Annotated in this window: 18 protein-coding genes; 12 read left to right on the top strand and 6 right to left on the bottom strand. The window is 47.5% G+C overall.

Features of this window, described 5'->3' with window-relative positions; translation table 11 throughout:
• Nucleotides 1-2: 2 nt before the first annotated feature.
• Together GQY55_RS02505 and GQY55_RS02510 are read right to left on the bottom strand one after the other, a co-directional pair.
• On the bottom strand, nucleotides 3-335 hold the full coding sequence (locus GQY55_RS02505; RefSeq protein ID WP_160037801.1) for a (2Fe-2S)-binding protein: 333 nt from the start codon (nucleotides 333-335) through the stop codon (nucleotides 3-5).
• Entirely contained in the window at nucleotides 332-631 is a 300-nt protein-coding gene (locus tag GQY55_RS02510; protein ID WP_328803720.1) for a (2Fe-2S)-binding protein, read from the bottom strand. The genes GQY55_RS02505 and GQY55_RS02510 overlap by 4 nt, the downstream gene beginning before the upstream one ends.
• Nucleotides 632-813: 182 nt before the next feature.
• Here GQY55_RS02510 and GQY55_RS31760 point away from each other — a divergent pair, with 182 nt between their 5' ends.
• The 7 genes from GQY55_RS31760 (at nucleotide 814) to GQY55_RS02540 (ending at nucleotide 9,896) form a co-directional block, all read left to right on the top strand.
• A complete protein-coding gene (locus tag GQY55_RS31760) occupies nucleotides 814-936 on the top strand; it encodes a hypothetical protein (RefSeq protein WP_268894980.1) in 123 nt (40 codons plus the stop codon).
• 55 nt (nucleotides 937-991) lie between these two features.
• The gene (locus GQY55_RS02515; RefSeq protein ID WP_160037805.1) at nucleotides 992-2,098 is read left to right on the top strand and encodes a M24 family metallopeptidase; all 1,107 of its coding nucleotides are present in this window, start codon (nucleotides 992-994) and stop codon (nucleotides 2,096-2,098) included.
• A gap of 75 nt (nucleotides 2,099-2,173) precedes the next feature.
• Nucleotides 2,174-3,100: an oligopeptide ABC transporter permease gene (gene opp3b, locus GQY55_RS02520; protein WP_160037807.1), complete on the top strand. Its 927-nt coding sequence runs from the start codon at nucleotides 2,174-2,176 to the stop codon at nucleotides 3,098-3,100.
• Nucleotides 3,100-4,116, top strand: coding sequence for an oligopeptide ABC transporter permease (gene opp3C / locus GQY55_RS02525; protein ID WP_160038493.1), 1,017 nt, complete (start codon nucleotides 3,100-3,102; stop codon nucleotides 4,114-4,116). The genes opp3b and opp3C overlap by 1 nt, the downstream gene beginning before the upstream one ends.
• Before the next feature lie 12 nt (nucleotides 4,117-4,128).
• Nucleotides 4,129-6,117 (top strand): ABC transporter ATP-binding protein, encoded by a 1,989-nt coding sequence (locus tag GQY55_RS31880; RefSeq protein ID WP_160037809.1) that lies wholly within the window; start codon nucleotides 4,129-4,131, stop codon nucleotides 6,115-6,117.
• A 30-nt stretch (nucleotides 6,118-6,147) separates the two neighbouring features.
• The gene (locus GQY55_RS02535) at nucleotides 6,148-6,447 is read left to right on the top strand and encodes a DUF3899 domain-containing protein (RefSeq protein ID WP_160037811.1); all 300 of its coding nucleotides are present in this window, start codon (nucleotides 6,148-6,150) and stop codon (nucleotides 6,445-6,447) included.
• A gap of 347 nt (nucleotides 6,448-6,794) precedes the next feature.
• Complete coding sequence (locus tag GQY55_RS02540; protein ID WP_236575360.1) at nucleotides 6,795-9,896, top strand: collagenase; 3,102 nt, start codon at nucleotides 6,795-6,797, stop codon at nucleotides 9,894-9,896.
• A gap of 76 nt (nucleotides 9,897-9,972) precedes the next feature.
• On the opposite strand, the gene GQY55_RS02545 is transcribed toward GQY55_RS02540, so the two are convergent.
• Complete coding sequence (locus GQY55_RS02545; RefSeq protein WP_236575361.1) at nucleotides 9,973-11,532, bottom strand: peptide ABC transporter substrate-binding protein; 1,560 nt, start codon at nucleotides 11,530-11,532, stop codon at nucleotides 9,973-9,975.
• A 304-nt stretch (nucleotides 11,533-11,836) separates the two neighbouring features.
• Entirely contained in the window at nucleotides 11,837-12,904 is a 1,068-nt protein-coding gene (locus tag GQY55_RS02550; protein ID WP_268894981.1) for a M24 family metallopeptidase, read from the bottom strand.
• 259 nt (nucleotides 12,905-13,163) lie between these two features.
• Here GQY55_RS02550 and GQY55_RS02555 point away from each other — a divergent pair, with 259 nt between their 5' ends.
• Nucleotides 13,164-14,162, top strand: coding sequence for an ornithine cyclodeaminase family protein (locus GQY55_RS02555; protein ID WP_160037819.1), 999 nt, complete (start codon nucleotides 13,164-13,166; stop codon nucleotides 14,160-14,162).
• 19 nt (nucleotides 14,163-14,181) lie between these two features.
• Here GQY55_RS02555 and GQY55_RS02560 read toward each other — a convergent pair whose 3' ends face one another.
• Entirely contained in the window at nucleotides 14,182-15,930 is a 1,749-nt protein-coding gene (locus GQY55_RS02560; RefSeq protein ID WP_160037821.1) for a sigma-54 interaction domain-containing protein, read from the bottom strand.
• Nucleotides 15,931-16,105: 175 nt separating this feature from the next.
• Between GQY55_RS02560 and GQY55_RS02565 the strand changes: the two genes are divergently transcribed.
• The 4 genes from GQY55_RS02565 to GQY55_RS31765 all read left to right on the top strand — a co-directional run bounded on the left by GQY55_RS02565 (nucleotide 16,106) and on the right by GQY55_RS31765 (nucleotide 20,186).
• The gene (locus GQY55_RS02565) at nucleotides 16,106-17,296 is read left to right on the top strand and encodes an NAD(P)/FAD-dependent oxidoreductase (protein ID WP_160037823.1); all 1,191 of its coding nucleotides are present in this window, start codon (nucleotides 16,106-16,108) and stop codon (nucleotides 17,294-17,296) included.
• Nucleotides 17,293-18,318: a proline racemase family protein gene (locus GQY55_RS02570; protein ID WP_160037825.1), complete on the top strand. Its 1,026-nt coding sequence runs from the start codon at nucleotides 17,293-17,295 to the stop codon at nucleotides 18,316-18,318. Before GQY55_RS02565 ends, GQY55_RS02570 begins: the two co-directional genes overlap by 4 nt.
• Before the next feature lie 24 nt (nucleotides 18,319-18,342).
• Nucleotides 18,343-19,347: a proline racemase family protein gene (locus GQY55_RS02575; protein ID WP_160037827.1), complete on the top strand. Its 1,005-nt coding sequence runs from the start codon at nucleotides 18,343-18,345 to the stop codon at nucleotides 19,345-19,347.
• 296 nt (nucleotides 19,348-19,643) lie between these two features.
• Nucleotides 19,644-20,186 carry a transposase gene (locus tag GQY55_RS31765; protein WP_268894982.1) on the top strand — a complete coding sequence of 181 codons (543 nt, stop codon included), beginning with the start codon at nucleotides 19,644-19,646 and terminating at the stop codon, nucleotides 20,184-20,186.
• 67 nt (nucleotides 20,187-20,253) lie between these two features.
• Here the strand turns inward: GQY55_RS31765 and GQY55_RS02585 are convergent, their stop codons facing one another.
• On the bottom strand, nucleotides 20,254-21,132 hold the full coding sequence (locus tag GQY55_RS02585; RefSeq protein ID WP_160037831.1) for a class I SAM-dependent methyltransferase: 879 nt from the start codon (nucleotides 21,130-21,132) through the stop codon (nucleotides 20,254-20,256).

Below are 21,132 nucleotides of genomic sequence, written 5' to 3' on the forward strand. Positions count from 1 at the left end.
TCTTAATGGACTCCTTTCTTTAACGGGGCAGGGAGCGTCTTACCTGAACGGATATTCATACCATCCTTCAGCACAGTAAGGCAAGCTCGTTGTCCGGTTATCCCATCGATTGTCACGCGGCATTCGAAACAGTGTCCGATATTGCAATAAATGCCGCGGGGCGTGCCGGTTTCTTCATGACGGCGAAGTGTGCGCACACCATTGGCAAGCAAGGCTGCCGCGATGGTTTCCCCCTCGAAAGCTTCGAATTCTTGATCATCAAACAAAAAGCGGAGGGTTACTCGTTCGTCTAAGGTCCCCAAAACGGGATGATTCGTGACGCGACCATTTTTCATGAAAGACCTCCTCCCAAGTTTTGAAATGTGACAGGTCGAACAGGCGGCTGATGTTTGAGCGGTATTTCATTGGATGCCTGCGTATCTGTAAGCTGCTGTACAATCGAATCGACAAGCAAACGACAGGTCCGACCGCCGCAGTACCCCATGCCTGCCCGTGAACGAAGTTTCAATTCGCGTGAAGAGCAGGAGTACCGTTCGGCCGTTTCAAGCAATTGCTTCAAGTCCACTTCTTCACATCGACAAACGATTACTGATTGCGTTTCCATTAGATTCCATCCTTTCCTGTTCTTCATTCAGTCAAGATTTAATACTTCTCTAGCAAATATCTCGCCAACGATAACCGGGTCAAAAATAAACAAGAGTCCGATTTTTTGCGTCATTCGAACTCTAATTTATACACATACAGCATTCGCTGTGTTAAGAAAGCTGGACAGAAGCCTTTTTCATTGCAGATGCATCATACCGTTTAACTGGCATGATTTTTGCTGAATGGCAGGATGAGAAAATCGTTCAGGATTTTGCAAAATTCGATTCCAGCCGTTCCCGGGTACAATATATAGACGAACTAAACCGTTTCGCTCTTTATATTGCCGATTGAAAGTCGCTCCTTGGATTTTTGCAAAATCCTCAGTTAAAAAGGAGGTTAAGAAAAAATGAACTCTATGTATGAACAAAGATTAAAGAGATTGCGGGATTATTTGAAGCGTGAGCAGATTGACATTGCCCTCATTACGAATCCAACGAATATTTATTACTTTAGCGGCTTCTATTCCGATCCGCATGAACGGTTCATGGCGCTGGTCGTCGATGCCGAACGCGAGCAAACCTTCATGATCGTTCCAAGTCTGGATTTGGAAGCGGCGGCACAGCATTCTGTCGTTCGCGACATGATTCCTTGCTCGGATACCGATAATCCGTTTATTCTGCTGAATGCCAAAATTGGCAGAAAACGGATCGGCACGATCGGTTTGGAAAAGAAAACGTTCAGCGTTCATAGGCTGGAGCGTCTGCAAGAGCTTTTTACCGGCGTCAATACCAACGACATTGAAGAATTCATCGCTTTAGAGCGGTTGGTCAAGTCCGATCATGATCTCGTGCAAATCCGCCGCGCGATAGCAATCACGGAAGAAGCGCTTGAGACTGCATTACGGCAGGTACGCGTCGGCATGACGGAGCTCGATCTGACCGCTGAGCTGGAGTACAGGATCAGGAAACTCGGCGGCGATAAGCCGGCGTTCGAAACGATCATATTAACCGGCAAAAGGTCATGTTTGCCCCACGGCAAACCGGGCCCTTATCCGATAATGGAAAACGACTTTTTGCTTGTTGATTTTGGCGTTTATGCGGGCGGATTTTGCTCGGATATCACCCGCACCTTTGTCATTGGGGAAGGGACCAAAAAACAGGAGGAAATTTATGAGATCGTGCTTGAGTCTAATCTGGCGGCAATTGAAAAAGTAAAGATCGGCACCCCTTACGGACATATCGACCGGGCGGGAAGAGAGGTCATCGCTGCGCGGGGGTATGGAGCTTATTTCAACAACCGGATCGGTCACGGCTTAGGTCTGGACTTCCATGAAATCCCTTCGATTCACGGGGGAAATACTCAGGTCGTGCAGCCGGGCCATGTTTTCACGATTGAACCGGGCATCTATTTGCCTGCCATTGGCGGAGTACGAATCGAGGACGATATTTGCGTACATTCGGGCGGCAAGGTTGAGATTCTGACAACATATCCAAAGCAATTACGCAGATTATAGGGTCATTCTCGCCAAAACGGCATCATGGGCAAAATGCCTGCGTTCCCGGTTTGGAAAACTTATGGAGGTAGGTTTATGGGGAAATACATTGCAGGAAGAATTGGATATATGATCATCACCTTTCTTGTAATCGCCACGTTTACTTTCTTGCTCATGCAAACGCTGCCAGGATCGCCGTTTAACGACGAGAAGCTGTCCGAGACCCAAAAGGAAGCCTTGTATGAAAAGTATGGGCTGGATAAACCTGTTGCCCTTCGCTACGTCAAATACATGGCAAATATATTGAAGGGAGACTTGGGAGAATCGTTTCAATTTGAAGGTCGGCCCGTCACCAAAGTCATAAGTGAAAGAATCGGGGCATCTGCAGTACTTGGCGGTCAGGCTATCATTCTGGGGACCGTAGTGGGACTGCTCCTTGGGATGTTCGCCGCCTTAAAGCAAAACAGCGCTCTGGATTATTCTTCGATGATCATATCCGTACTTGGCGTATCTATTCCTTCTTTCGTATTTGCCGGTCTGCTTCAGTACTGGGTCGGCGTCAGACTTCAATGGCTGCCAATCGCGTTTTGGGACGGGTTTGCGAGCAGCATTTTGCCGACGATCTCAATGGCTGTCGGCGTCATTGCAACGATGGCCCGGTTCATGCGCACGGAGATGATCGAGATTCTTAGCCAGGACTACATCGTGATGGCCAAAGCAAGAGGATTAAGCGGTACTGCCGTTTTGTTCAGGCATGGACTGAGGAACGCCCTGATTCCAATCGTCACTTTGCTCGGACCGATGACCATTAATTTAATGACGGGAACGCTGATTATCGAGCAAATATTCAGCATTCCCGGCCTTGGTGAGCAGTTTACCAGATCCATCATGACAAACGACTATCCGATGATCATGGGAACAACCTTATTTTACGCCGCATTGTTTATCGGAATCGTGTTCGTCGTCGATCTGTTGTATGGCGTCATTGATCCGAGAATTCGCCTGACGGGAGGAAAGCAATGATGAACACTCAAATCAAAACGTATACAAAGGATTTGTTTGAAGCGGCTGAAAACTCGATGGTAGGGCAGGAGGCAGCTGCAGGCCGAACGTTAACGTATTGGCAAGATACTTGCAAGCGTTTTCTTAGAAATAAAGCCGCTTTAATTGGATTAGTAATTATTATCATTCTTGTTATTATGTCGGTTATTGGCCCTTCGATGAGCAAATTCGGATTTGATGATCAGGATCTGGTACGCTCCAAGCTGCCCCCTAAAGTGCCGGTTCTAGAGAATATAAGCTGGCTTGGCTTTAACGGCAAGGATATGAACGGAATCGACCAATATGCCAGAAAAGGCGTTACCGACTATTTCTGGTTCGGCACGGATGAGCTCGGCAGGGACTTGTGGACACGCGTTTGGCAAGGCACCCGGGTATCCCTTTATATTGCCCTTCTCGCAGCGGCCATCGATCTGATTATCGGGGTGGCCTACGGCGGCATATCCGCATTTTACGGCGGAAAGGTCGACAATGTAATGCAGCGGATTGTCGAAGTATTGGTGGGAATCCCCAACCTGATTGTCACTATTCTGTTGATTCTGGTGTTAAAACCAGGCATTATGACGCTCACGCTCGCGATGGTTTTAACCGGCTGGATCGGCATGGCGCGGATCGTGCGCGGTCAAATTCTCAAGCTGAAGGATCAGGAATATGTTCTGGCAGCCAGAACGCTTGGCGCTAAAGACTTCCGGCTTTTATGGAAACATCTTATACCGAATACGCTGGGACCTATCATCGTCACGTCCATGTTTACCGTTCCCGGCGCCATCTTTACGGAAGCCTTTCTCAGCTTCATCGGGCTTGGCCTTCAACCGCCGGTCGCATCGCTAGGCACACTCGTTAATGATGGATTTAAGATGATGCGGATTAATCCGCATATGATGATCTCATCATCCGTCATTATTAGTTTGATTATGATCAGCTTTAATTTGCTGGGTGACGGTCTTAGAGACGCGCTGGATCCCAAAATGCGCAGATAGGAGGAAGCCTGAATGGTGGAAAATTTGGTTATAAAAGATTTGGCCGTCACTTTTAACACGTATGCGGGAGAGGTTCAAGCAGTTCGGGGCGTCTCGTTTCAATTGCAAAAAGGGGAAACGCTCGCTATTGTAGGCGAGTCTGGATCGGGTAAATCTGTCATGGTGAAAAGCATCATGAGACTTATCGATAAATCCGTCGGCAGCATTAAACAGGGAGAAGTATGGTTTGAGGGAGAGGACCTGCTCCAAAAAACCGAGAAGCAGATGCAGGGCATTCGAGGCTCATACATTTCGATCATTACGCAAGACCCGATGACTTCATTAAATCCGACGATGACGGTCGGCAATCAGATCATGGAGTGCATCCGAAAGCATCAGCGTGTCAGCAGGAGCAAAGCCAAAAGGGAAGCGATAGAGCTGCTGGATATGGTCGGGATTCCGAATCCGGAACTTAGAATCAAGCAGTATCCGCATCAATTTTCCGGCGGCATGCGCCAGCGGGTGTCCATAGCGATCGCCCTTGCGTGCAAACCGAAAATATTAATCGCCGACGAACCTACAACAGCGCTGGATGTGACGGTTCAAGCGCAAATTCTGGAGCTGCTGAAAAATTTGCAGAGCAAACTTGGCATGTCGATCATTTTCATCACACATGATCTTGGTGTCGTGGCTGGCCTGGCCGATCGTGTCATCGTCATGTACGCGGGCAAAGCGGTGGAGGTAGGGACGGTCGACGAAATTTTTTATGACCCCAGACATCCGTATACTTGGGGACTGCTCGGTTCCATGCCGGGACTCCATGCAGAAGAGGGGACATTATATTCCATCCCGGGAACGCCTCCCAATATGATGTCGCTGCCGAAAGGGGATGCTTTTGCGCCGCGCAACAAGTATTCGCTCAAGATTGATTTTATGGAAGAACCGCCAATGTTTCAAATCACCCCCACGCATTACGCTGCCACCTGGTTGCTGCATGAGTATGCACCAAAGGTTAGCCGTCCTCATGTGTCCCCAAGCCAACGGGAGCTGCATCTTCATGATCCCGACAAAGCGAAAACGTTGCAGGCTGCCCGGGAGAAATTGGTGGCCGTGGAGAATCTGAAGAAATACTTTCCACTAGGCAAAGGTCAAATTCATAAAGCCGTCGACGGACTTACTTTTGATATCTACAAAGGCGAGACACTTGGGCTTGTGGGGGAATCCGGATGCGGCAAATCAACGACCGGAAGAACCCTCATCGGTTTGTACAAAGCCACGTCAGGCAAAGTTCTGTATGGAGGCGAAAACATGCCCGGGCTGAATTCCCTGGAAAAACGCCAGCAAATGAGCCGCCGTATGCAGATGATTTTTCAGGATCCTTACTCAACATTAAATCCGCGGATGACTGTAGCGGATATCATTGCCGAAGGTGTGGACATTCACGGGTTTGCCAAAGATGCCGGGCAGCGGCGGGAATTTGTGTATCAGTTGCTGGAGGCGGTGGGGTTGAACCGCGATCATGCGAACAGGTATCCTCACGAGTTCAGCGGTGGCCAGCGTCAGCGAATTGGCATCGCCCGCGCATTGGCCGTGAGTCCGGAATTCATCATCGCTGACGAGCCCATCTCCGCGCTGGATGTATCCGTGCAGGCGCAGGTCGTGAACCTGCTTAAGCATTTACAGAAGGAAAAAAGGCTCACGTATTTGTTTATCGCGCACGACTTGTCCATGGTGAGGCATATTAGCGACAGGATAGCCGTTATGTATCGAGGACGCATTGTGGAATTGGCAGACAGTGCCGAGCTGTATGAAAATCCGTTGCATCCCTATACGCGATCTTTACTTTCGGCTATCCCCGTTCCCGATCCTGTCCTGGAACGTAAACGCAAACGAATCGTATTTGATCATGCTATGTACGCCAAAGATGATGCCAGCCGCGTCTTCCGGGAAGTGGGGCGGGGTCACTGGGTTGCTTGTACGGATGAAGGTGTAGAGCCTGCGCTGCGGCAGCACCACGTCTAATATAAGGCTCGAACTTAGAGGAGGGAGGCAATGGAAGCACAAGGTTCTTTGTTCATGGAACTTGTCAATCTTTTATCGATTATCTCTTTGCTGCTGCTGATGGCGGGGGCCGGTATGTTGGTGCTGCAAGGCGGGTTGTTCAACGGGTTTTTGCATAGCTGCAGGCGGTTTTTCGAACATTCGACCAAGCAGGGTGAGTATGCGTCCCGCTTTCACCGGGAAGAAAAGCGATGGAAGGAATGGGGCAAGTTCAGGTTGACTTATCCTTTATTGCTGTCGGGAGGAATTTTGTTTATCTTCACGTATGTGTGTTCTATCTTGATGCATTGAATTCATTTCACGGCCATTTATCTGCGCTGCATGCGAAGGAATGGCTGTTGTTTTTTTCTCAAATTGTTTTGATCATATGGCGTCATTGAACTGTCTAAATTGTTGGATGCATGGTGCGCTTTGTTCAAAAAATGGACAGATTTTAGCCGCTAATCCGGTGTAAAGTTTGGAATGGATTTTGCATGTTGGGAAAGGTATCCGGTAAAAAGAGGAGGGAGAACCGTCATGTAAATTAAAAAGTGAGCTATAACGCTTGGAGTTCGCTCAAACGATCAGGATCCGACTGTAAGACGTTTGGAGATGATCTGCTACCAATTTTGAAAGGAAGTGTGTGCAGTATGGGGTTCATGGGGCGTAAAATTGGAATCTGTATTGTCACAAGCTTGATTACAGCTATGGCAATGAATGGTTTGGGAACGACAATTCTGGCACAATCGCCAGATGTATCGTTGCAGGCAGTAAGTCTGAAAGCAGACCGGACAGAAAGCAAGGCTGCAAGTAAGGCGCCAAGTCAGAATAGAGATCAGGAGGTGGAAATTCATGCACCAAAGGGTTTAAATCCTCCCGGTAAATTGACGGAGCCAAAGGGAACGGACGAGCCTCTTTGCGACCTCGGAGGAGACCGCTCTCCAAAAGACACTGCAAGCATTGTTCCTGAAGGAGCTCCGCCACAAGTACAATCGCCGCATCAAAGCCAAATCGCGCCGTTTCGTGATACAGACGTGCAAGGGAACCAAAGTCAGCTAAAGGCCGTCGAGATAAGAAATTATACAATGGCGGAATTAAATAAAATGAGCTACGCGGACTTAACTGCCCTTCTTCCAAAGCTGCGATGGACCAATGTTCCCGAATTATTCGCGTATAATAACGATACTGCGGAGTTTTATGGCGACAGAAACCGGATGGAGGCGCTTATCGCCGCTTTGAAAAATGCCGGAAGAGATTATACGAAAGACGACAGCAAAGGAATCGATACTCTCGTGGAAGTGCTCCGATCCGCTTATTATCTTGGTTACTACAATCGGGATACCTTGGGTTACATCAATGAGTGGGAATACCGGAAGAAGATCATCCCAGCTTTAATCGCCATTGAGGATAACCCTAATTTCGAAATCGGTACGGCAGAGCAAAATAACGTCATTGCTGCATTTGGCAGAATGATTGGGAATACCGCTGTCAATGCGGAAGTGATCAATGGTGCCACGAAAATTTTATTGCAGGCGGAGCAACAGTTTGATGCTTACAATCATGCAAACGGAGGAGAATTCTCCGCTGTATATGAACTTTTAAAAGGAATAAATTTTATTCTAAACAATGTTTTGGACGAACAAAATGTTCCAAAGCAACCGGATTATATCGGTACATTTGACCCCTTTATTAAAGCAATCGGCAAACTCTCCCTTCACACAAATTACTCGCCAAACCACCAATGGTTTCTCTATAACGCTATTTATTACTCCGGACTGTTCAGTAAATTCAGCAGTAACCCTTCCTCAGTGAATGAAATCTTGACGCGAGATATGGAGATTTTCCCCCAGTACAGCTACGCTTATATGCAATCGGCAAGCTCCATCAATCAAATTTTTAACGGTATGAATTCAAAAGGAATCGCGATTCACTATGACCAGCTTGTGAACGAAGCAAAACATTTTTATTTTCCAAAGCGTTATACCTTCGATGACGGCCAAATGATTATGTACACTGGGAAAGACGTAACGGACGACAAAATAGAGCGCCTGTATTGGGCGTCAAAAGAAGTTAGAGCGCAGTTTTACCGAATATCCGGCAGTGACGTTCCATTAGAGCAAGGCCATCCTGATGATATTCTCAGCATCTATATTTACAACAACATGGAAGAATATAAGATTAATCTGCTCTTGAACGGTCTTGAAACTCAAAATGGCGGGATTTATATTGAATCCCAGGGCACTTTTTATACGTGGGAAAGAACCTCTTCCGAAAGCGTTTACACTTTAGAGGAACTGTTTCGGCATGAATTTACCCATTTCCTGCAAAGCCGATACCTGATTCCGGGTTTTTGGGGAGAAAGTGAAATTTATCGGAATGACCGAGTTACATGGATGGAAGAAGGAGGTGCGGAACTGCTAGCCGGTTCATCAAGGGAAAACGGTATTCTGCCTCGCAGGTCCATGTCCCAGGGGTATTTAAATGATCCAGTCGCTTCATGGATGAATGCGAATGAAATCGTGCACGCAAAATTCAATGGATTTCGATTCTATACTTTTGCATATCAGCTTCAATATTATCTTTATGAAAAACGGCCGGATGTATTAGAAAACATTGCAAACTTGGTCCGCGGCAATGACGGAACGGGTTATGATGCCTACATGAACGTTTTGGGGCATGATGAACAGCTAAATAAGAATTATATCGATTCGGCTATCGATTTGCACCAAAGGGCAGATGCGGGGCAATTAACGATACCGCTTGTCGCAGAGGACTATTTACTGCGCCATCCCGTTCGACCGCGTTCAACCGTTTTGAATGATATCCATCAGGCCGTGAACTTAACCGATATCCGGACGGAGGAGCATTCTTCGGAACTGCTTAATACATTTGTGGTCCGGGGAACTTATACCGGAGGGATAAGCAAGGGAATCATTGAAGATCGAAAAGCCATGGATGAAATCGTCGATCATTCTTTGAAAGCGCTTGATCATTTGCCATGGAGCGGCTATAAAACCTTCACGGGATACTTCGTAAACCACCGATTGGATCAAAATAATCATTTTGTTTTCGATGTCGTATTTCATGGTGTATTGCCGGATGACGCAAGTAATCCCACACTCCCGCCAGTGGTTGATATCCATGGACCCTATGAGGGAACTGCCGGTTACGCTTTACAATTTAATAGCGAAGGGACGTTTTCGCATAACGGGACGATCACCAATTACGAATGGAATTTCGGCGATGGCACAACAAGCTCGCTGCCTAATCCCACGCATGTCTATAAAAAAATGGGCACCTACAACATTAGCTTGAAAGTAACGGACAGCAATGGAGTAACGGAAGAGCAAACAACGACAGCTGTGATTCATTCGCTTGACAAGGAAATAAAGCCCAACAACAGAATTGAATTGGCAAACGGTCCGCTGCCATTTGACGTCGATTTTCCTGCGACTATGGACCAATCCGATACGGCAAGCTATTTTTACTTCGAGTTGGAGAACGCTGGAAAGGTCCACCTCGTTGTCACCCAACCGAACGGCATGGATTTAACCTGGGTTCTGTATAAAGAGAGCGATCTTCAAAACTATTGGCAAGATTCGCGCAGGAATGGAAATCTTCAAGAGAATACATTCGATGCACCTGCCGGCAAATATTATCTGCTTGTATACAAAAATTCGAATACGCCAAGCAATGTCGGAGCATATAATATTAAGGTTTCCGTTGACGAAGCGAGTCCAGTTGAGATGCAAAACAACTGAATAGTCCCATAAAACTAAAACAGCCATTTCCCCAATTGATATCAGTTTAGGGAAACGGCTGTTTTTTGTCGGCGTATTATTTATTTTTGCCTTCGATATAGGTCCATTTGTAGCTGGAGTACACACCAAAGGGATGCGTTACATAATCTTTCACATAAGGTTTGGACAAGCGGGCGATTGCTTCTTGATACATCGGGATGATTGCCGCATCTTCTTCAAGGAGAACGCGCTCTGCTTCTTGCAGCGTTGTCCATCGTACGGCAGGGTCTGTGGCATTCCTTACCTCATCGATAAGTTGATCGTATTTGGTGCTTTTGTACTCCGATTCGTTATAGGGCGAGTTTGACGTAAAGTTCTCCAGGAATGTCATCGGATCCGGGTAATCCGGTCCCCAGCCGGAGGAGCTTACATCATAATCTGCCTTTTTTTCCAGTGCGAGTTTTTGTTTTTGCGGCTGCTGGTTGATCGTAACGGTAAGACCGGGAAGGTTTTTCTCCCATTGATTTTTCAGGTATTGGCCGATGGTCTTGGATACATCTCCCTCATAGTTCAACAATTCAAGTTTGATGCTGGTTTCGCCAAGTTCTTTGAGACCCTGCTCCCAATATTTCTTCGCTTCATCGATTCCGCCTGTGTTGAACCCCTCTTCATGTTTGGCCCTGAAGTCCTTGCCGTCCGGTCCCATAACAAAACTTTTCGGAACAAGATAGTTGGCCGGAGTGGAGCCGTTGTTCAGGATGACGTCGGTCATATCCTGTCGGTTCCACCCCATCGTCAATGCTTTGCGTATATTGATGTTTTTCAAATATTTATTTTTTTGGCTCATTCGCAAGAAGCGCATGCCAGGATCAGGATAGGCAACGTATTCGGGAGACCCTTTGTACTGCTCGGTATATTCGGATGTTAAGCCGGTCATATCCAGTTGGCCAGCTTCATAAAGGTTCATTCTAGTGCTGTTGTCTTTGACGATTTTAAAATTGATCGTTTCCAATTTCACCGTCTGCGCATCCCAATAGTCGGGGTTTTTCTTGAGAACGTAGCCTTCTTCGTGCTTCCAGGAATCCAGCACGAACGGTCCGTTATAAATCGCTTTATTCGCTTCCTGTCCGTAGTTTTTTCCTTGGCCCTCCACATACGCTTTGTTTTGCGGCAAGAAAACAGGAGCTGTTATCAAATCCAGAAAATAGGGGACGTTCTTGGAAAGCGTGACTTGAAACGTATGATCGTCAATAGCTTTTACGCCAAGCTCTTCGATTCCCTTCTTTTTGTTATGGATATCCAAGCCGTTGACGATATCGTCAAAGAAGGAGGCATAGGGGGATAGATTTGCCGGATCGAGGGCTTTTCTCCAGGCGTAGTCAAAATCTTTGGCCGTGACCGGTGTTCCGTTGCTCCATTTGGCATCGCGCAGATGAAAGGTATACACTTTCCCGTCTTCACTTACTTCGTAAGATTCGGCCATACCCGGGGTCGGCTTGCTTGTCTTATCCAGCCGATAAAGGCCTTCAAACAGGTTGTTCTGAATCGCGATCGTAGGATTGTCGATGAGTCCGAGGCTGTTGAGCGTCGTAATTTCTTGTCCCGCCGCCAGATTAAGGATCTGTCCCTCCTTTTGGGCATCTTCCGTTGCTTTCACTGGCGGATTTGTTTTTGACTCCGTCGTTGGAGCAGACTTGTAGGTACACGCTGTTGTCATTAAGACCGCAAGGCATAAAGCCAGCAATAATGATTTTTTTATTTTCATGAATCGATCACCCTTCTCATTGTGAATGAATATTGGGCCTGACCGTGAAGATGACAGCGGTTTCAATTTTTGACTGAGGATTTTTGCGAAAATCCAAGGAGCGACTTTCAATCAGCAATATATAGAGCGAAACGGTTTAGTTCGTCTATATATTGTACCCGGGAGCGGCCGGAATCGAATTTTGCAAAATCCTGATTTACAAAACAATAAGTTCTCTTGAAGCGGTTGTAATTATTTCATGTCCCGAGTCGGTGATCAATACATCGTCCTCGATTCTGACGCCTCCGAGGTTAGGGATGTAAATCCCGGGTTCGACTGTTACGATCATACCCGGAGCCAGAATTTTTTCTGAAGTTGTCGAAAAGAATGGTTCTTCATGAATATCCAATCCGATTCCATGACCCGTGCCGTGACCAAAGTAATCGCCATATCCTAGCGATTCGATGTAATGATGCGTAAAGATGTCTATTTCGCTGCATAATGTCCCCGGTTTCAGAAGGGCGATACACTTCATCTCTGCTTCCAGCACAATCTGATAAATATCTTGCAATTGTGCATCGGGCTCACCGATGGCGATCGTTCTCGTTATATCGGAGCGGTAGCCTTTGTAATATGCGCCGAAGTCAAGCGTAAGCATATCGCCGTTTTCAATGATTTTCTCACTGGCCAAGCCGTGGGGAAGGGCGGAGCGGTGGCCGGAAACGACGATTAAATTGAATGCGGAGCTGTCAGCCCCATGCTTGCGCAAAGTTGATTCCAAGGTATTGGCTATTTCTTTTTCGGTAAGTCCGGGGCGGATATATTCAAGAATTTCGGCGAAAGAAGTGTCAGCGATTTGCGCGGCAGTGCGCAGGAAGCCGATTTCAGTTTCGGATTTAACCATACGCAGGTTTTCTAAGACTCCGGCAACAGGGACCAACTCGGCAGCGATCTCATTTTGAAATTTCTGATAATTACCAAAAGTGAGATGTTCTTTTTCGAAGCCCAACTTGGTCATGTTCATCTTCGATGCTTCATCGGCAATTTGCTGGATCATCGAAGCTTTAGACCCCCTAACGATTTCAAATCCGGCTGCTTGAGCACCGGCCTGCTCGACGTAACGAAAATCAGTGATCAGCTTCGCTTGATTTTTAGAGATCAGCACAGTGCCTGCGGTACCGGTAAATCCGGTGATATAACGGCGATTGCTTGCGCTCTCGATCAGCATGCCGTCCAGCTCGAGGGTTTCCATAACCTCCCTAAGCTTTTCAATCCTAGTTTGCACATCAATTCCTCCCAATCTGCTTCAAATTGATTTCTACATTTATTTTCCTTGCAAAAAAAATGCCAGCTTTATGTCAACGCAAAACAATATTGTTTGTGAATGTCAGTGTCTAAAATTTGAAATGACAGCCGTGTTTTGTATAGAGAATTAGACATGATATGTCGTTTATTAGCGCGAAACGAGTTGGAATGTACTTTGCATTAGGAAAGGAAAGGGGGGGAAAGCCCTCTACTCATAAACAGAGAGGAAGGAGATGTCCATGCTATTTTTATCTTCGCATGATCAACGCAAAGTGATCAAAATGGGGGAAGTCATTGACGCGGTCAGCGTTGCTTTGTCCGAGTATTCGGGGCAGCGCGCTATCACACCCATCCGAACAGCACTCTATTTGAAAAAATCGGAGGGAACGTCGTTATTTATGCCGTCATTTGTTGAAGCGGCAAACAGTTTGGGCGTGAAGTTCGTTTCGGTGTTTCCGAACAATACAGCCATGGGAAAAAAGACGATTAACGGTTTGATGGTACTTGCAGACACAGAAACGGGGGAGCCGCTAGCCATCCTGGAGGCGTCTTATTTGACGGTAATCCGGACCGGTGCCGCATCAGGGCTGGCCAGCAAACTCATGGCGAAGGAAAATGCGAAAGTGCTGAGCGTCATTGGAACCGGGGCGCAATCCAGAGGAATCATTCAAGCAATAAGAGAAGTACGTCCCATCGAGGAAATACGATTGTATAATCGGCATGAGCACAAAGCCTATGAATTGGCACACGAACTGATGGAATCCGCCGAAGCGGAGCAAAGGATGCTGGAGATAACGGTTGCCAGTAATGCAGACCAGGCCATAAGGGAAGCCGATATTATCGTCACCGCTACGAACTCCATACATCCTGTTTTTAGCAAAGAAGCGGTCCCATCGGGCGTCCATGTGAATGCGGTCGGTTCCTTCCGTCCGGATATGCAAGAACTGCCGACTCATCTGATCGCCCATGCCGACAAAATCGTCGTTGAATCCAGGGAAATGGCATTAGAGGAGTCGGGCGATTTCATTATCCCCGAAAAGCAGGGACTCTTTGATCCGGCCTCTATTTACGCAGAATTAGGGGAGATCGTCTGCGGATTGAAGCCTGGCCGCGAGCGGCATGACGAAACAACGGTATTTAAATCAGTGGGACTGGCTGCTATGGATATCGTCGTTGCCAAAGCAATTTATGATCGAGCGTTGATGGCTGGCGTTGGCACGCAGATCTCCATGACATAAGGATTTGTTTGGTTTGAACTTAATCGAATATACCGAGCTTTTTCATTTTGTTGTACAGCGTTGCCCGCGAAAGGCCAAGTCGTTTGGCGGCAGCCTGCTTGTTTCCGTTTTCCATTTTCAGTGCATACAGGATGAGTTGCTTTTCATGCGCTACGAGCTCTTCCTGCAATGAGTGAAACGCACCCGCAGTTGGTTCAGCCCGCGGCAGATCCTTGCCGTTTCTGTTCGACAGGATCGATAATGGTAAATAACCCCTTTCTATCGTGCCATCAGATGAAAACACGACTAATCGCTCAATCGTATTCCGCAACTCGCGGATATTGCCCGGCCAGTGATAATGGAGCAAATCCAGGAGAACTTCCTGCGGAATGTCTTGGATCAATCGGTTATAGCTTAAGGCAAACTCGTTAAGGAAAAAATGGGTCAGTTCGATAATGTCCTCTCTTCTTTCCCGAAGGGGAGGGACAACTAATGTAACCACATTCAACCGATAATACAAGTCTTCACGGAAGACCCCTTTCTTGACCTGCTCTTCCAAATCGCGGTTGGTAGCTGCCATAATCCGGAAGTCGGCATCTAATTGCTTGGTTCCGCCTACCGCATAAAACTTTTTTTCCTGAAGCACACGCAGAAGCTTGACTTGCATCTCCAGAGGCATTTCACCGATTTCGTCCAAAAATAAGGTACCGCCTGCGGCAAGCTGGATTTTTCCCTTTTTGCCATTAAGATCAGCCCCGGAAAATGCTCCCTTTTCATAACCGAAAAGTTCGCTTTCAAACAGAGATGGCGGAATAGCGCCGCAATTGATGGCTATGAAAGGAGCGTCAGGTTTTTCCCGAATATCGTGAATGGCCTTAGCAAAAAGTTCTTTGCCTACTCCGCTTTCACCGAGAATAAGCACGGTCGCCTTGGTTGATCCGATTTTTTTGCACATATCGACTGTGCGCTTAATGGCTTTGCTTGTTCCTTTGATCCTGCTGAACGGATCGGACGAGGGATTCAAGTGAGCCATTTGCTGCTGAAGCTGATGAACCTTGGATGTTGCGTTAAACAATTCTTGATTCAATCTGACCTCGCTGGTGATGTTGGTTTCCGCAACGACGGAACCGATAATTTTCCCATTGAGCCGAATCGGATTCGAATTGATCAGAACATATATGTCTGGCCGCGGCTGGTGCAGTTTTTGGTAGACGCCTTCTCCGGTCTTGTGCGTCTTTAAGATTTGCAGCATATCGACGGGGAAAAATTCAGGCATCGGTTTACCTAAGATATCCTTCGCCTTAATTGAAAAAATCCGTTCGGCTCCTGGTGTCCATACGACTGTATTTTCCTGATCATCGATCATGGAAACAGAGGCATCCATCGTTTCGATCATGGCTTCGAAATAAGCTTCCAAGTATTGGTGTGACTGATAACAAGCGGCAAGCGCGTCCGCGGCGGTAACATAACCGACAGGTTGGCCTGTCAATTCGGTCACCATGATGTAATCGCTTTCTTGAAAGAGCGGAATGATGTCATTCATCGTCGCTTCTTTGCTCACCGATCTTGCAGTTTGCCAAGGGATGCTATCGAGGTCCATTCCGTTCGACCCATCACTTTCTGGATCAACATAAAGCTGATTTCCATCCCTAAAAAATAGAATCATGTCCCGGTCCGATTGCACGGAAGATAAATATCGCTCCAAATGCTGACTGGTATCGTCATTATTTTCAATGAAACAATAATTGGTTCGGATAAGTTCGGTGACGGCAGGAGTTTTGTGCTTCATTGGGCTTACCTCGCTTTATATGGGTTAACATGTTGGTTAAATTATACACGCCGTCCTATAACTTGTAAATTTGCGATCCTTCTTTAAACATCAGGCCAGGCCTCGGGTTTGGCATTAAAATTGCTATTTCAACATGAGTTTGAAGTTGATCATCCTACATGAAAGGAACGTGGCTATGGGTGTGAACCATACCGAGGTCGTCATCATAGGTGGCGGGATTATCGGTGCAGCTATTGCATACTTTTTGGGCAGGGAGGGGGTGAACGTCATTGTGCTTGAAAAAGGAGAACTCGCCAGCGGAACCTCATCGCGATGCGACGGCAATATACTCGCTATTGACAAAGACCCTGGATTTGACAGCCAAATGTCGCTTACCAGCCAACGCATTATCGATGAACTAAGCCGGGAGCTCAGCAGTCCGTTCGAGTACAGATTGCCCGGCAGCATCCTCGTCTGTGAATCGGATGAGGAAATGGAGGCGGCTCAGTTATGGGTAAACAGGCAGAAGGCGCTGGGGCTTTCATTCCGGATGCTGGATCGTGGGGATATACGGCAGGAATCGCCGTACCTTGCGGACGACCTTCCTGGAGGATTAGAGTGTGGAACGGACTCCACCGTTAACCCGTACCTGCTTACCTTTGCCCTATTTGACGATGCGCAAAAGAAATATGGGGTTCGTGTCTGTTTAAATACCGAGGTTAAGTCGATCTTGAGAAATCCATTGACGGCAGAATTCAAGATTTGCACAACGCAGGGTGATTTTTCGGCCCGAAAAATCGTGAACGCAGCGGGGGTGTGGGCACCAGTTATCGGCCGAATGGTTGGCTTGGACATCCCGATCGTACCCCGTAAAGGACATTTGATTGTAGCTTCCCGCCAAGTGCCCGTCGGTATGCGCAAAGTGATGGAGTTCGGCTATTTGATCTCTAAGTTCGGTGGTGAGCGTAAAGTCGATCCATTAACGGAGAAATACGGCGTAGCTCTCGTATTTGAGCCCACGGAGAGCCAAAATTTCCTGATCGGCAGCAGCAGGGAGTTTGTCGGTTTTGACACGACGGTCAATATGGAAGCGATTCGTACGATGGCGAGAAGAGCGCTCCGCTTTTATCCAAAAATCGGCGATTTCCAGATCATCCGTACCTATACAGGGCTCAGGCCATGGACGCAGGATCATTTACCGATCGTGTCGGCAGTCGATGAGGTTCCCGGATTTTATATTGCTGCAGGTCATGAAGGAGACGGCATCAGTTTAGCTGCGGTAACGGGCAAATTGATGACCCAAATTTTAACGGAACAGTCGAATACGGTTATTCCAACCGAGCCATTAAGATTCGAGAGATTTCGGAAGAAGGTGAATCACGCATGAAAAGCAGGAAAGTGTTTATGACCGTAGATTCGCATACCGGAGGAAATCCGACAAGAACCATTATCAGCGGCATTCCCAAGCTGTCTGGAGCAACGATGTCGGAAAAAATGCTTCATATGAAAACCGAACACGATTGGATTCGAAAAATATTGATGTACGAGCCAAGAGGACACGGCGTAATGTCGGGCGCAGTACTCGTGGAGCCTTGTCGGCCGGATGCGGATATAGGGGTCATCTATATCGAAACTGGCGGCTATTTGCCGATGTGCGGACACGACACCATTGGTGTATGCACGGCGATGGTTGAAACCGGCATGATTACCGTTACTGAACCAATAACGTATGTGAAACTCGACACCCCAGCCGGACTGGTAGAAGCGGAACTTTCGGTGCAGGATGGAAAAGTGCTGAAAGTGGCTTTTCAGAATGTCCCTGCTTTTTTATACAAACGACTGAATGTGGAAGTGGAAGGAGTAGGGGGCGTTGATTGCGATATCGCCTACGGTGGCAATTTTTATGCGATAACGGATGCCAGAAAATTGGGCATCGAGTTGGTTCCATCCAATGCGGACGCTATCGTGGCCAAAGCGGTGAGCATACGCAAAGCAATCAATCAATCGATCGAGGTCATGCATCCCGAAGCGCAGTACATGAAAGGAGTAACGCATGTTGAATTTTATTCAGACCCGTCGCACCCGGAAGCGGACGTAAAAAATACCGTCATTGTCCCGCCTGGCGGCATTGATAGATCTCCCTGCGGTACGGGAACTTCAGCGAAACTTGCCGTTTTGTTTGCGAACGGGGAAATAGGCATCAATGAAGAGTTCGTTCATGAAAGCATCGTCGGCTCGCTCTTCCGGGCTCGTATCGTGAGCACAACGCAAGTCGGCCCTTTTCCTGCAGTGACGACGAAGATTGAAGGCTCCGCCTGGCTGATGGGAATGCACACATTTTTTGTGCATGAGGACGACGAACATCCGGAAGGATTTTTATTAATTCCGCCAGCGGAAGACCATGGGTAATCAAATCATAGGAGGTCATCGAAAATGGAACTGAAACAGTACTATACAACGATTGACGCGCATACTGGCGGAGAACCACTGCGCATTATTACGGGAGGCATTCCACCATTAAAAGGCGATACTATTCTTGCCAGAAGAGCGTATTTCCGGGAACATTACGATTACATTCGCAAAGTGCTCATGTATGAACCGAGAGGACATCATGGAATGTATGGTTGCGTCGTTACTCCGCCGGTGAGTCATGACGCCGATTTTGGCGTATTGTTCATGCATAACGAAGGCTTCAGCACGATGTGCGGCCATGGCATTATTGCCGTTGTGACGGCAGCTCTCGAATTGGGGCTTCTCCCGGAAACCGCAGAACGCTCTCAAATTGTCATCGACAGCCCTGCCGGCAAAGTGATTGCGCATGCAGATCACGAAGGAACGGAAGTGAAGTCGGTATCGTTCCAAAACGTTCCTTCTTTCGTGTTCGCTCAGAATTATCCAATTATAATTGCGGGCAAATCCTTTACGGTTGATATTGCCTTTGGAGGCGCCTTCTATGCGATTGTCAAAGCGGAAGACATTGGGACATCGGTCGATATTGCCGAACTTCCGAACCTTCAACATTGGGGCTCTGTGATTAAAGCATACATTGAAAGCACGCTTACAGTAAGGCATCCATTGGAACCGGAACTGCAGGGCATTTACGGCGTCATCGTCTCCGATTCGCCACGTAAGGATGGTTCGCATTTGCGTAATGTGACGATTTTTGCGGATGCACAAATCGACCGGTCCCCCTGCGGAACGGGTACCTGCGCACGAATGGCGGCATTGTATGCCCGTGGGGAGCTCGACATCGGCGATGATTTTGTCCATGAAAGCATCGTGAATAGCCAATTCACCGGACGAATCCTAGAGAAGACGTATGTGGCCGATAAGGAAGCCGTTATTCCCGAAATTAAAGGAAGAGCTTTCATCACGGGCACACACCAATTTATTGTGGATCCTGCTGATCCGCTCGGAGAAGGATTTCTTTTAGGGTGAAAAGCATAATAGTAGATGCAGGGCATTTTTGATTGAGACCTAAAAGATTTCGGTCATAATCCCCCTGTACTCAAACGAATTACTCTACATTGCGACTAAACCGGTACAAGGACGGGGAACTGAAACAACATACCAACAGAAAGAGCGCCTCCGCCTGCCGGCAAAGACGCTCTTTCTATTATTTATAAGATGTATTAATGCAGTATAAAACCTTCCTCTTCTTTCTTAGCACTTGGCAGGAAAGGCAGTCTCGGTTTCGTTTTCAGTAAGGTTTCCATCAACGTGTTATCAAAATTATGCCTTACTGTACAGCTGCGGTCAAAAATCATGATTGCCTCATCTCCCAGAGTACATGCTGGCCACTGGGGCAGGGAAGGGGTGTTGGGGTTGCCATAACGTGTAAAATTTACCCAGGCATATTAAAAGGTTGTTATTATGCTGATTTTGATGACAAAATTAATTACAGCGGACACATTCTGGAGCATAAAGGGCGCTTGGATACGATTCCCGGTATCGGCCGTGAAATGCTGAGCAAATCTTGGCGGAAATCGGCACCGACGCGAAGAATCGATTCCCATCTGTGTTCATGGGCAGGGATGTCTCCAGGTAACCATGAATGTGCCGGAAAACGAAAGTCCGGCCGAACACGAAAAGGCAACAAAAAACGGCGTTATGCTCTTGTCGAGGCAGCACGATCGGTCGTGAGAACCCCAAACACGCACCTTTCCGCACAGTATCATCGGATTGCCGCTCGGAGCGGGGCCGATCGCGCGGCGGTTGCCGTCGGTTATACCATTCTCACGACCCTTATCATTTTTTCACTGCGGGAACAAGACTAAGTTGAACTGGGAAGCCGATTTTTCTGGAATGAATACGTAACCCGCCTTGTCAGACTCAAATCTCTCTCTAATACATGTTCTGATCCTGCAATCGAATCAGCACTTTGCCAAAACGTCCTTCCTCCCGAATGACGATTTTGCCGGACGGATAGGCTTGCTCTAGATAGTCGGCAATGATATTCCGATTCCGCTCGTCAACAGGCAGACGGTGATGGCCAAGCCAAGTCATTGCTTCCTGCAACGCCGCTTCTTTGGAGACTTCCGTCGTTTTCCCTTCGCGCGTGATCAACGATTCGTATGCATAACCTTTAAGATACAGCAGATGCAATAAATATCCCATTTCTGTAAGTTTGGATTGGTAGGGTTGACCGGTGACGAGCGGCCAAACCTCCTTCACCAGGCTGTGCTCCGTATGAAGTACCGGCATGCTGATATAACAGAACTTTCGAGCGCACTGGAGCACCTTCTCCACGCTCTCCCAATTGTGCACGACCGGGCTCATCGAGACAAAGACGAGATCGAAGGCCTGGTTCCAGCCCTTGGCCGCTACGTCAATATCTTCAAACGGTACGGGTACGATCTTCACCTGATCTTCGGCGAAATTCGAGATGTTTTCTTCCAGCAATTCGATCAGCGGCGGAGAAGTTTCTACAGCGGTTACGCGGGCCCCTCGCTCCGCGAACGGAACCGTGAACACGCCCGATGCGGCGCCGATATCCAAAATGGAGCTGTTTTCGAATTGAACGCCTTGTCCTTCAAGCCAGTTCATGATTCGTTTGGTTCGTTTTTTTCCCTCTTCGCTAAACGATTGTTCGTTGAAGGTCGCGGCCTTATGATCAAAAGATCGGGTAGGATCGATTCCATTCCTTTTCATCCTGTCGATTTTCAAATCGGACTCGTCTTTCCACGCTTTTTCCCATAGGGCTGCATTAAAAAAATCGTCCAT

Source organism: Paenibacillus sp. USDA918EY (genome assembly GCF_009870825.1).
In the GTDB taxonomy this organism is placed as follows: Bacteria; Bacillota; Bacilli; order Paenibacillales; family Paenibacillaceae; genus Paenibacillus_AQ; species Paenibacillus_AQ albilobatus.